A 12,922-nucleotide genomic window follows, 5' to 3' on the forward strand; every position below is an offset into this window, starting at 1 on the left:
GCATGGACCATTTCCCCTTTCATGGTTGCGTCATGAACTAATAATATAAGGATCGATCGACGCAAGCTTGCATCCATGCGTACGATAATTTCCGCAGGGAGGCCGGGACAACCCGATCAAGCCGGTCGCGGCGTCAATCAGACTCGCGGCGAACTGTTTGGCCTTCTATTGCACGAGGGCGGCGCGCGCGGAACGGGCAAATCGACCCGGCGCGCAGCCGATGCGCTTGCGGAACGCGGTGCTGAACGCGCTGGCGGATTCGTAGCCGATCTCGTCCGCGATCCGATCGAGCGTCTTCGCCCCGCGCAAAAGCGCATCCGTGGCCAGCGCCATGCGCCAGCGCGCCAGATATTCGATCGGCGCGCACCCCAGAACCGCGCTGAACCGCGCCGCGAAGGCCGATCGCGACATGCCCGCGACCCCGGCAAGGCCTGAAACCGTCCAGCCCGCGCGGACATCGCCGTGCAGCGCGCGCAAGGCACGGGCGATCGGCGGGTCGCGCATCCCGTCGAGCAGGCCGGTGGCGATCGCGCCGGGATCGGGCCCTTGCCAGCGAAGCGCTTCCACCATCAGCACTTCGAGCAGCCGCTGCAGGATCATCTCCTTGCCCGGCTCCTCGCCCGCGCATTCGTCCATGATGAGCTGCACCACGCGCCCGAGCCGGTCGGCCGGCCCGGCCGACGCGGGAATATGAACGACATCGGGAAGCAGACCGAGCAGGAGCGGCGCATGGACCGCTTCGAGCCGAAACGTCCCGCCCAGCGAGACGAAATCGGGCTCGCCCTGCTGCTCCCCATGCCGGACGGGGGCGTTCACCGGCTCGCGCGGTTCGCCGGCGATGCCGGGATGGCTGGACAAGGTGAAGGCCGGCGTGGAGGGCAGGAGCAGGAAATCCCCCTTGCGCAGGCGCATCGGCGCCTTGCCCTCCAGCGCGATCGCGCATTCGCCTTGCAGCACGATGGTGAACCCCGGCGCGCGATGCGCGGCATAGCGCACGCCCCAGCGCCCCCGGCCGGTGATCGGCTTGGCAATGGCGGTGGTGGGCCGCAGGAGAGCAATGATGTCGCTGAGCGGGTCCATTGGACGATCCGTAATCAAAGTCGGATCATGGATTATAGATCATCCGATTGCGCAGTCTAGGGTGGCCGCGACCAAACAATGGAGACCCAGATGTCCAGGACCATTCTCATCACCGGCACGTCGTCGGGCTATGGCAAGGCGGCCGCGCGCCTGTTTCTCGATCGTGGCTGGAACGTCGTCGCGACGATGCGGCGGCCGGACGCCTCGTTGTTCGGCGGCGAGACCGAGCGGCTGAAAGTGCTGCCGCTCGACATCACCAGCCCGGCCAGCATCGCCGATGCGATCGAGGCTGCCGTCGCCGCCTTCGGTGCCATCGACGTGTGGGTGAACAACGCCGGCATTGGCCTTGCCTCGATTGTCGAGGCCACGCCCGACAGCACTGTCCGGGAGATGTTCGAGACCAACACGTTCGGCGTGATCGCCGCCTGCCGCGCCATCATCCCGCAGATGCGCCGGCAGGGGCATGGCGTGATCGTGAACGTCACCTCCAGCGTGACGATCGGCGTGATGCCGCTGGTCGCGATCTATGCCGCCAGCAAGTTCGCGGTGGAAGGCTTTACCGAAGCGCTTTCCTATGAACTGGGCGCGTTCAACATCCAGGCGCGGCTGGTGGAGCCGGGCTATGCGCCCACCACCAGCTTCGCCGCCAACGGCAGCGAGCGGATGACGGGGCTGTTCCCGGCCGACTATCACGCCTTCACCCAGGCCTGCTTCGCGCGGATGGCGAACTACCCGACCGCTTATTGCACCGAGGCGGAAGTGGCCGAAGCGGTCCATGCGGCCGCCACCGATCCGGGCGACCGGCTGCGCTACCTCGCCGGTGCGGACAGCAGGTTTCTCGCCGATCTGCGCTGGAGCACGTCGGAAGAGCACTATCGGCGCACCATGCGCGAAACTTTCGCCTGATGGCCGCGATCGCCTTCAGCCGCGCTTCGGCCCGGATATGAAGCGGCGCACATAGGCGTATTTCACCGCTTCGGTGGTCAGGATATAGGCGGCCACGATCCCCAGGCTTGCCACCAGTTCGATGCCGCCGAGCCGCACGAAGCCGAACAGGGCGGCGATCGGCGGCACGAACGGCAGCGCCAGCGTCAGCAGGCCGACCGCCGCCGTGCTCCACGCCAGCATCGCGCTCGGGCGGCTGCGCCAGGCGGGGCGCCAGGTCCGCAGCACCAGCACGACGGCGATCTCGGTCATCACCGAAACGATGAACCAGGTGGTGTGGAACATCGTCGCATCCGCGTGGACCACTTTCAGCAGGAACAGGAAGGTCAGCATGTCGAACAGCGAACTGACCACGCCGAACACCACCATGAACCGGGTGATCTCGCGCACGTCCCAGCGCTGCGGCCGGGCCAGCCGCTCGGGATCGACCACGTCGGTGGCGATCGCCATCGACGGCAGGTCGGAAATCAGGTTGTTGAACAGGATCTGCTTGGGCAGCAGCGGCAGGAATGGCAGCAGCGGCACGGCCAGCGCCATGCTGATCATGTTGCCGAAATTGGCGCTGGTGGTGATGGCGATGTATTTCATCGTGTTGCCGAAGGTATGCCGCCCGTCCTCCACGCCCCGGCGCAGCACGTCGAGATCGGCGGTCATGAGGACGACGTCGGCGCTTTCGCGCGCGACATCGACCGCGCCTTCCACCGAGATGCCGACATCGGCCGAATAGAGCGCGGGCGCATCGTTGATCCCGTCGCCCAGGAAGCCGACGGCGTGGCCGCGCCGGCGCAAGGCGTGGACGATCCGCTCCTTCTGCTGGGGGTCGATCTCGACGAACAGCTGCGCGCGCTCGGCCGCGTGCCACAGCGCCTCGTCACCCATCGCCGCGATGTCCGCTCCCGTCAGGATCGCTTCGGGATCGAGCCCCACCTCGCGCGCCACATGGGCGGTGACATAGCGGTTGTCCCCGCTCACGACTTTCACCTTGACGCCAAGCCCGGCAAGCGCGCGCAGGGCCTCGCGCGCGCCGGGCTTGGGCGGATCGTCGAACAGCAGGAAGCCCAGCAGGACCAGGTCGTGCTCGTCGGCGACGGTGTAGCGCGGCTGGGGCGCCAGGCAGCGCTGCGCCACCGCCAGCACGCGCCGGCCCTGCGCGCCCTGTTCGGCGACATAGGCGAGCAGGGCCTCGCGCCGCGCATCGTCGAGCGGGGCCTCGCCATCGGCGGCGATCACGCCGGTGCAGACCGACAGGGTTTCCGCCACCGCGCCCTTGACGATCAGCCGGTGGCGCTCGCGGTCCGGCTCGGCCACCACGATGGTCAGCCGGCGGCGATTGAAATCATAGGGAATCTCGTCAAGCTTGGTCAGCCCCGTGGCCGAAAGGCCGGCGGCCTCGCCCGCCTTGACGATCGCCGCGTCGAGCGCGTTGGCGATGCCGGTTTCCAGCGAGGCGTTGAGGAAGGCGCTCGCCAGCACGTCGGCGCGGGGCGTGCCCGCGGGATCGACCGCATCCGCCAGCGTGACGATGCCGCTGGTGATCGTGCCGGTCTTGTCGGTGCACACGATGTCGAGGCTGCCCAGCATCTCGATCGCTTCCAGCTTGCGCACGATCACGCCGCGCCGCGCCATGTTGCGCGCGCCGGCCGACAGCGTGATGCTGACGATGGCCGGCAGCAGTTCGGGCGACAGCCCCACCGAAAGCGCGACCGCGAACAGCAGCGATTCGGTGAAGGGGCGCCCCATCATCTGGTTCGCCGCCAGCACGAAGACCACCATCAGGAACATCGCGCGCAGCAGCATCTCGCCGAAATGCCGCACGCCCCGCTCGAAATCGGTCTCCGGCGCGCGGCGGCCCAGGCGCTGCGCGATCTTGCCATATTCGCTCGCGGCGCCGGTGCGCACCACCAGCAGGGTGGCCGTGCCGCTGCGCACCGACGAGCCGGCGAACAGGCAGTTGCGCCGTTCGGCCAGCGGCGCCTCGGCGGCGGAGACGCCCGGACGCTTCTCGACCGGGAAGCTCTCGCCGGTCAGCGCGGCTTCGCTGACGGTAAGATCCCGGGTTTCGAGCAGCACGCCATCGGCGGGCGCGAGATTGCCCGCGCTGAGGCGGACGATGTCGCCCGGAACGATGTCGGTGACGGGAATCTCTCGCTCGGCGCCGCCGCGCAGCACCGTGCAGCGCAGCGCCAGCCGCTGCTGCAACGCCGCGACCGCCTGCGACGCGCGATATTCCTGCGCGAAGCCGAGCAGCGCGCTGCTGATGACGATGACCGCGATGATTCCCGCGTCGCTCCAGTCCCGCAGCGCCAGCGACACTACCGCGCCAGCCAGCAGGATCAGCACCAGCGGGCTGGCGAACTGGCGGCGCAGCAAGGCCAGCGGCCCGGCCCGGTGATCGCGCGTGACCCGGTTGGGCCCTTCGCGCGCGAGCCGCGCCGCGGCCGACGTGTCGGCCAGCCCGGCTGCCGCCGATCCCAGCGCTGCCAGCAGATCCTCGCCCGTGCGGGTCCAGTAACGGTCCGCGCTGTCCGGCGACCGCGCGCGGCTGGCTTGGTCGGGGACAGGCTTCATCGCGGCGCTCCTCGCGCGAGCGGACGGGGCCTGCGAACCGCCCCGCCGCGCGCGTTCGCGAAGCATACTATCGTCGCGCGCCGTGCCAAGCCATCGTGGCGGGCCCGAGGGAGCGGTCGCGTGCGGTTCGCTCTTGCGGCGGGATCGGCGGGCTACGCGCCCACCGCGAAGCGATACGCGTGCTCGGACGCATCGTCGAGCGATCGCAGGACCACCTGATCGCGGCCCCTGTGCTTGGCGGTGTAGAGCGCTTCGTCGGCCAGCCGGTACAAGTGGCGGAAATCGGCGCCCTTTGCTGCTTCGGCAACGCCGATGCTGACAGTCACCTTGCCGCCGCCGATCGCCGCGTGGTGATCGCAGGCGGCGACTTCCTGGCGGACGCTGTCCGCGAAGCGGGCCAGCGCGAAGCCTTCCAGGCCGCCGATCATCAGCGCGAATTCCTCGCCCCCCAGCCGCGCGACCGTGCACAGGGCGCCTTCCCAGCGGCCGATCCGGCGCGCGATCGTGGCCAGCACCATGTCGCCCGCTTCGTGCCCGTGGGCATCGTTGATCCGCTTGAACCAGTCGACATCAACGATCAGCAGCGCGATCGGGCTGGCATTGGCGCGCGCGGCTTCGAGCATCGGGGTGACGACGTCGATGAAGCCGCGCCGGTTGCGCAGCCCTGTCAGCGGATCGCGCCGCGCCAGTTCGTGCGCTTGCGCCTCGGCCCGGCGCGCCCGGTCGCGCTCGACGCGCAGGCGGGCATGGGTGCGCGAGGCCGCGAACGAGAGCCACAGCGTCTGCCAGGCTGCTGCTAGCAGCACCAGCGTCTGCGATCCGCCGCCCCAGAACAGCATATCGACATCGAGGAACTGCGCCACCGCCAGCGCCGCCATCGGCAGCGACCAGGCCACCGCGAACGTGCGCGCCTCGGCGCTGCCCCGGCGCCAGGCGCAGCCCAGGCACACCGCGACCGCCAGCAGATCGACCAGGATCAGCACGCCCAGGACATCGGCCAGGGCCATGATCGGCCCGGCGCGCATGAACGCCAGCGGCACGCCGAGCACGCCGATCACGCCGCCGAGCACCAGCGTGGCCGGCCCGAGCCGGCGAGGCAGGTGGTCCCGGTCCAGCGCGGTGATCGCGCTCAGCGTCGCGAGCGTCACCGCAAGGCAGGAAAGGCCGGTGCAAAGCTGCGCTGAAACCACGCCGGCCATGCCCGGCAGGAAGAACAGGTGAAGCTGCGACCAGACCGCGCCCCACACCGCCATGCACCCGGCCCAGGCGCCTTACCATGCGGGAAACTGGCGGCGGACGGCGAAAGCCAGCGACGCATTGTAGATGGCGCCGATCACCAGCAGCATCAGCGCCGCGCCGATCGAGGTGGCCAGCGCGATCGATTGCATGGAGGCCTCGCCATCGCGCATCATGCGCAGGCGCAGCAGATCGGCGCTGGCCAGCCTGTCGAACCGCAGCGTCAGCGCGACCAGCGGCACATTGCGATCCGGTGCCGGGAAAGCGATCTGGCCGCCGGCCCGCCAGTGCGACCCCATGTCGCCGCCGCGCACCGTCTGGCGCACGATCCTGCCATCGGCATAGGTGAAGGCGACCTGCATCCGGTCGAACCGCGTGTTGTGGACCAGCAGGACAAAGTCATCGCGATCGACCGGGTATTGGCGAAGATCGACATGCAGCCAGAGGCTGCCCCGCTGATAGTCCGCAGGCTTGCCCTTGCAGGCGAATCGGGTGGGCAGGGCATCGCTGGCCGGGGGCCGGGCACTGACCGCGTGGCACAGCGACCGGCCGAGCCGGACTTCGGCGGCATTGGCGGGCGCGGTCCAGCCAAACCCGAGCAGCACGGCCAGGAACAGCAGCGCGTTCAACCCCGGATGCCGGGATGCGCGTCGCTGGAATTCGTGGTTGCTGTCCATGTCGCCATGCCCGATGGCACGGTTAAGCCTTCCATAAAGTTACCGTAGGCCGCTTCCCGTGGATAATTGGCGCCATGGTAGGCGCTGGCCTTGCCATCGCAAGGGGAAGATTGCGTCCGGGGAGCCCGCCGCGAGGGCGCTTTCCCCGGACGGGGCCGTCAGAAGCTGTAGCGCAGGCGCACCCCGTACATGCGCGGCTCGCCGATGTAGCGCGCCAGATAGCCTTGTGCCGGGCTGATGTTGTGCGCGGTGAAATAGCGCTTGTCGAAGGCGTTGGTCATGAAGAACTGGGCATCGACCGGCGATCCCATGATGCCCGACCAGCTTGCGTTGAGATTGACCAGCGTGTTCGCCGCGATGAACGAATAGTCGTCGAAGCTGCCCAGGATCGTCCTGCGGCCGGTCGAGGTGACCGGATCCTGGTAGAACATCCTGGCGGTATAGCTGAACGTGCCGCCCAGCGTGATCTCGCCGATGGCCCGGTCCAGCGGCAAGGTATAATTCGCCGTGGCCGAGACCTTGTGCTTGGGCGTGAACGGCAGCGCGCCGCCGACAAGCGGGCCGCGCCCGTCGGTGTAGCGCAGCGGATCGGGCGTGGCGAGGTAGGTGGCGTCGAGTTCCTCCAGCTTGCTGTTGAGATAGGCATAGCTGGCCTGGAGGCGGAAACCGTCGAACGGAGAGACCGTGGCTTCGATTTCGGCGCCGTAGATCCGCGACTTGCCGGCGTTGACGATGGCCAGGTTCGAGGGATAGGGCGGCACGCCGGTGAAGGTGGCCTTCAACTGCTGATCGCGGAAATCGTTGTAGAAGGCCGCGATGTTGAACGTGCCGGGGATCGCGCCGCGAAACGTCGCCTTGACGCCGGCTTCATAGCTGTCGACCTTTTCGGGGCGGTAGGTGTCGCGGCCCTGGATGCTCTGCGGGCTGGTCGATCCCTGGCGATAGCCGCGCGCCCATTTCGCATAGAGCAGGAGATCGGGGTTCGGCTTGTAATCCAGGCCGATCAGCCAGGTCGGCGCCTTGGAATCCTGCCGCAGGATCCGGCCGCATTCGGTGAGCGCCGGCTCATCGACGCAGCTTCGCACCGGCTGGTCGCGGTCGGGGCCAAGGAAGCGGTAGAGCGCCTTGTCGACAATCTCGGTGCGCACCTTGTCCCAGGTGTAGCGCAGGCCGGCCGTGACTTTCAGCCGCTCCGTCAGGTCATAGCTGGCCTGCGCGTAAAGGCCGATGTTGCGGAACGTGGTCTTGGCCAATTGGCGGTTGACCGATCCGACGCTGGCGCCCGTGATCACGCCGAAGATATCGCGACATTGGAAGGTATTGGAATCGGTGCAGAAGTTGTTGGTCTGGCTCTGCGTGCCATAAGCGGAGAGCGGTGTGCTCTTCTCAAAATAGGCGCCTGTCTGCCAGGTCAGCCGGCCATCGGTGGAGCGGCCCTGGAATTGCAGTTCCTCGGTAAAGGTGGCCTGATCGCTCGCCTCGTATCCGGGCGGCGACTGGACGGTGGAACTGCCGCTGACCATGCCGACGAACTCGGCTGGCACGGTGATCAGCGTGCCGCTGGTGTTGCGCAGCGTCGCCGGGACGACGAAGGACAGGCCGAACAGGTCTACCGACTGGTCCTGCACCTGCTCGGCATAGCTGGCGATGTTCTTGATCGTCAGCGTGTCGCTGGCCTGCCAGGTGGTGGTGTTGATCACCTGCCACTGCTCGATCTCCTGCCGTGCATCGGCCAGGTAGTTGGACACCGCCATGAACGGCGCGTCGCGTTCCCGGTCAAGCTGGGCGCAGACGAACTGCGCGGTGATCACGCGCACGCTGCCGTCGAAGCAGTCGGTCAGCTTGGCGACCGAGCCATGCGGCGTCGAATGGCCGTATGAGGCGAGCGTGTAGTTTTCCAGATCCGGCGTCAGATCGGCCACCAGGCTGACGCGCGCGGCGAAATAGTCGATATCGGCGAAGTCCTTCGGGCCGATGCCGGAGATGTTCCTGAGGTAGCCCTCGCGTTTCTGCCGGTCGAAGCCGAAGCGCAGGCGGAACGTATCGTTGACCGGCAGGTTCACCACGCCTTGCAGCCGCCGCATGTCGGAGTTGCCGATCGAGCCTTCGACATAGCCTTCGAAATCGCGCGAGGGCTTGCGCGGCACCAGCAGCACCGCGCCGCCGGTGGTGTTGCGGCCGAACAGCGTGCCTTGCGGCCCTTTCAGCACCTGCACGTTCTGCAGGTCGAAGAAGCTGCCCGGCCCGCCGCCGTCGCCGCTGTTCGAGGCGCCGCCATTTCGGGGGGCGACGACATCGGCGAAGTAGACGCCGACCGAGGCGGTGGTGCGCTCTTCCTGGGTGAAGCCGCGGATCGAGAACGAACCATAGTCCGAGCCGTAGCGCGTGTTGACCGAGAGCGAAGGGGTGTAGGCGACCAGATCCTTGGCCGCGACGACATTGTTGGTATCGAGTTGTTCCTGGCTGAAGGCGGTGATCGAGATCGGCACGTCCTGCAGCCGCTCCTCGACGCGGCGGGCGGTCACGATGATATCCGCACCGCCCAGCGCGTGATCCACCTCCTGCGCTTGCGCCGGGGATGAGATGAGACACATGAATGGAATAGAAAGAACGGAGGGCAATGCCCCCTTGCGATTTTTCATAGAATCCTCCCGCCACTATATTGTGGTTTTGTCCCAGGCCGATGGCCAATCCGATTATATTTTTGAAAATTATTGAGGGTGAACGGATATAATCGGAAAATCTTGGCGATTTACCCGGATTCTATTCGTTCCCTGATAAAGATACTATTTAGTGTCGTTTGTGCCGTCAAGCGAAACAAATTGCCATTTTGCCTTTATCCGGCGCTTCCGTCCGCCCCGCCGCTACACTGCCGCCGTGCTGGCCGCGGGCAGGATCAGCAATTGCGCGACATTGGCCCGGGGCGGCAGCGAGACGACGAAGCAGACCGCCGCGGCGATGTCGGAGGCTTCCATGAATTCCTGCCGGCGCAGCCCGGTATCGGTCGGCGATCGGGCCGGCCCGGCGGTGGCCTGCCCGTTTCCGGTGGCCAGCCCGTTCGCCAGTTCGGTCCGCGTCTGGCCCGGCTCGATGGTGCAGACGCGGATGCCGGCCGGCGCCAGTTCCTGCCGCAGGCTCTCGGAAAAGCCCGAGACGGCGAACTTGCTGGCCGCATAGGCCCCCAGCGCGCCCGAAGGCCGGCGCGCGGCCAGCGAGGAGATGTTGACGATCTGTCCCCCGCCTTGCGCCTTCATCGGCGCGATCGCCGCCTGGCAGCAATGCAGCGTGCCCATCAGGTTGACGTCCATCACTTCGCGCCACTCCCCGGCGGGCAGGGCCTCGGCGCCGCCGGCGCGGATGATGCCGGCCGCGTTCACCAGGATATCCAGCCTGCCGAAGCGGGCCACCGCTGCCGTGACGGCGCGCGCGGCCTCCCCCGCCTCGGCAACGTCGCCCGGCAAGGCCAGTGCCTCGCCGCCGGCCGCCTCGATTCGCGCCGCCAGCGCGTCGAGCCGCTCGCGCCGGCGAGCGAGGATCGCCACCGTCGCGCCGTGCCCGGCCAGCGCCAGCGCCGTCGCCTCGCCAATGCCCGAGGATGCGCCCGTGACCAGCGCCACTTTGCCTGACAGGGCCCCGGCCACCGCTCAGATATCCTCGTCGACGGTCCAGTGGACGAAGCGCGCGAGCGGATACATCGCGTCATGCGGGCTGCCCAGCGTGTTGCGGGCGGCCGAGCCCAGCCGCACGATCCGCTGTGCCCCGGCGCCGGCAAGGCCATCGCGCAGGCGCGCCTTGTGCTGGGCGGGATAGACGCCGACCGTCTGCGTCGCCACGTTGACATAGCGGAACGCGTCTTCCAGCCGCGCCACCGGGATCACGTTGGCGGTCTTGTTGACCGGATGGAAATCCACCGGCTCGGGCGATCGGATGACCACGCCGGCACCGTCGGGATGGCCCCAGACGCGATATTCGCCGCCCATCGCCGTCAGCACCTTGATCTCGTCGCGGATATCGGCCGGCGGCGGCTGCCCCTTGGCCGAGGCATATTCGCGGTCTACCGCCAAGCGCGCCAGCAGCTTTTCGCAGAACCTGTCGATTCCCTCCGCCGGCCCTTCGGCGAAGACGAAGCGGCTGGCGATGCAGGCTTCCTGGTTGAACACGGTGATGTCGGCGGCGGCCAGCTCGGCCACTTCGTCCATCGTTTCCTCGCTGGCGAAAGCCTCCGGCCCGATGATCGAGATCGACGCCTTGGGATCGAACGAGATGAGCTGCAGGCCGGGGCCGAGATACTTGATCAGGTTGTTGATCGCATCGCCGCCGCCCCAGCCGACGATCCGGTCGAAATACTGCGGGCGGAACAAGGTGCGCTCGATCGCCTCGTCCCCGCCGCGCCAGTAGACGGCAGTGAAGGCGCGGACCACGGGATGGTCGGGATCGATATCGGCCATCGTGCGCAGGATCGCGACCACCGTGAAAGGATCGCTGGACGGCATCTTGATCAGGTTGACCGCCTTGACCAGCGCGCCTTGCGAGATCGTGGCGAAGGCGCCGCTGGGCGAATTGCCGGCCGCGATGTGGACCAGCCGGGGCGGGAAGGCGCGAATCCGGGCGCGCTGGCCATAAGGGTCGGTTCGCTCCACCCAGCCGTCGAGGAAGGCGGGATCGTGGAAGTTCGCCTCGACCTGGAATTCCAGCGCCTCGCGCGTGGCGAAGCGGCCGGGGCGCCGGTAGATGTTCTCGATCACCGCCTTGGGCAACGGATTGGTCTTCGCGGTGCGTTCCAGGCATTCCTGGAGATAGGGATTGATCTTGTAATCCAGCCGCTGCCCGGTCTCGACCAGGAAGTCGATGATCTCGCCCAGCTTCACGTCGAACAGCGGGCCGGGCTCGGCGCGCGGCGTCACCAGATCGTCGAGATTGAGCTTTGGCGAGGCGAAGGCCACGCCCAGATCGCGCGAGACGTGGCGCGCCTCGTCGCGATCGACCAGCTTGCCGCGAATGAAGAACGGCGCGCGGACGGCCTCGCCCGCCGCCGCGCCCAGGCTCGTCAGGTCGGTCATGCCACACCCCTTACATAAGCGTCGATCGTGCCGGCGCAGGTGATCTTGTCGCCATCGCCCAGATCGGCATAGCGCACGATATCTGGGCCGATCGTCGGCCCCTGGTGCCCGCAATCGCACTTGCCGTAGCGCACGGTGATCTTGTCGCCCGAGATCACGCCGCCCCAGCGGCCGTCGAGCGACAGGTCGAAGAAGCCGGCGCGCCCTTCGGCTTCGCCGTTCGTCGCGGGGACCAGCGCCTCGCCGCCCTCGTCCAGCAGCAGCAGGATCAGCCAGGGCGGCACATGGTAGCGGCCTTTCGCGCAGCGCGGCATCGTCGTGTTGAGTTCCTGCATACCGTAATACTGGAACAGCCGCTCGTAGCGGACATTGTAGGTCTCCATCAGGATCTGCAGGTAATCGGGGGGCAGCACCGCGCCCTTGGGGCCGCCACCCAGGAACATCGCGTTTTCCGGGTGATAGTCACCGGCACCATAGCCTTGCGCGCGGATTTTGCCGGTCATCTGGAACAGCAGCCCCAATTGGCCGGAGATCAGCAGCTTTTCGCCGCGATGCGCGATCAGCGCCTCGATCGTGCGTTCCATGCCGCTGTCGATCCCGGCCTGGCGCTCGGCGGCGATCCGCTCATAGTCGGTCAGTTCGTTGGGCGTGGCGGTGCCGTCGGCAATGGCGCGGCGCAGCGCCACCATGCGGCTCACCTGGCCGATCGTGATCGGCGGTGCCGGGAAATTGAAATCGTCGCCATTGGTGAAATTGTCAGCGATCGCCGCGCGGCTGTCGGCATTGCGCGGGCTCGTGGGGACAGGCACCGTCCCCATGAGCTTGAAATCGTGCGCGGGCGCGATGCCGGTGCCCCAGGCGAAGGCCATGGCCGCATTGCGCCGGCTGAACGCGCGATCGGGCGCGGCCGCCGCGATCATCGAGCACTTGCCGGTGGTCCCGCTGGAGCACGATACGAACGTACCGGCCGCCTCCAGCCGGCGCAGCCAGTCATCGATGTCGGCGATGCCCGCGCGATCGACGCCGGTGATCGGATAAGTCGAGACTGTCTCCAGCCAGCGCTCGAGCCGGTCCCACTTGCCTTGCACCAGCCAGCTTTCGGGATAGCTCTTGTACGTGGTGTGGGCGAAGAGCAGCGGCACCAGATCGGCAAGATCCGTAATCGCGGCGATGCCCGATGCTTCGGCCTGATGCCGCAGCAGCCCGATCTCGCCCAGCCTCTGCTGGAAGCGCGCGTTTGCCGCGGCGATCTGCGCGGGGCGGATTTCCTCATAGGGAATGTCATAGCGATCGCCCGCCGCGACCAGCGCCAGCAGACGTTCGATCTGCTCACTCATCATCCTTCTCCCCGAACGG

9 protein-coding genes are annotated in these 12,922 nt (G+C 67.5%); 1 reads left to right on the forward strand and 8 read right to left on the reverse strand.

The window, feature by feature from the left end; all coding sequences use genetic code 11:
• Positions 1-165 precede the first annotated feature (165 nt).
• Positions 166-1,080, reverse strand: a complete 915-nt coding sequence (locus tag PYV00_RS05600; protein WP_275227290.1) for an AraC family transcriptional regulator — start codon at positions 1,078-1,080, stop codon at positions 166-168.
• 90 nt (positions 1,081-1,170) lie between these two features.
• Here PYV00_RS05600 and PYV00_RS05605 point away from each other — a divergent pair, with 90 nt between their 5' ends.
• Positions 1,171-1,986, forward strand: a complete 816-nt coding sequence (locus PYV00_RS05605; RefSeq protein WP_275227291.1) for an SDR family oxidoreductase — start codon at positions 1,171-1,173, stop codon at positions 1,984-1,986.
• Between the two features lie 15 nt (positions 1,987-2,001).
• Here PYV00_RS05605 and mgtA read toward each other — a convergent pair whose 3' ends face one another.
• The 7 genes from mgtA to PYV00_RS05640 all read right to left on the reverse strand — a co-directional run bounded on the left by mgtA (position 2,002) and on the right by PYV00_RS05640 (position 12,903).
• Complete coding sequence (gene mgtA, locus PYV00_RS05610; protein ID WP_275227292.1) at positions 2,002-4,593, reverse strand: magnesium-translocating P-type ATPase; 2,592 nt, start codon at positions 4,591-4,593, stop codon at positions 2,002-2,004.
• Between the two features lie 152 nt (positions 4,594-4,745).
• Complete coding sequence (locus PYV00_RS05615; RefSeq protein WP_275227293.1) at positions 4,746-5,846, reverse strand: GGDEF domain-containing protein; 1,101 nt, start codon at positions 5,844-5,846, stop codon at positions 4,746-4,748.
• 18 nt (positions 5,847-5,864) lie between these two features.
• Positions 5,865-6,506: a hypothetical protein gene (locus PYV00_RS05620; RefSeq protein ID WP_275227294.1), complete on the reverse strand. Its 642-nt coding sequence runs from the start codon at positions 6,504-6,506 to the stop codon at positions 5,865-5,867.
• Between the two features lie 158 nt (positions 6,507-6,664).
• Positions 6,665-9,100, reverse strand: coding sequence for a TonB-dependent receptor (locus PYV00_RS05625; protein ID WP_275227295.1), 2,436 nt, complete (start codon positions 9,098-9,100; stop codon positions 6,665-6,667).
• A 270-nt stretch (positions 9,101-9,370) separates the two neighbouring features.
• A complete protein-coding gene (locus PYV00_RS05630) occupies positions 9,371-10,147 on the reverse strand; it encodes an SDR family oxidoreductase (protein WP_275227296.1) in 777 nt (258 codons plus the stop codon).
• A gap of 3 nt (positions 10,148-10,150) precedes the next feature.
• Entirely contained in the window at positions 10,151-11,566 is a 1,416-nt protein-coding gene (locus PYV00_RS05635; protein ID WP_275227297.1) for an acyl-CoA reductase, read from the reverse strand.
• Positions 11,563-12,903 carry a hypothetical protein gene (locus PYV00_RS05640; RefSeq protein WP_275227298.1) on the reverse strand — a complete coding sequence of 447 codons (1,341 nt, stop codon included), beginning with the start codon at positions 12,901-12,903 and terminating at the stop codon, positions 11,563-11,565. The genes PYV00_RS05635 and PYV00_RS05640 overlap by 4 nt, the downstream gene beginning before the upstream one ends.
• Between the last annotated feature and the right edge of the window lie 19 nt (positions 12,904-12,922).

This window comes from Novosphingobium album (ex Liu et al. 2023) (assembly GCF_029076845.1).
Classification (GTDB): Bacteria; Pseudomonadota; Alphaproteobacteria; order Sphingomonadales; family Sphingomonadaceae; genus Novosphingobium.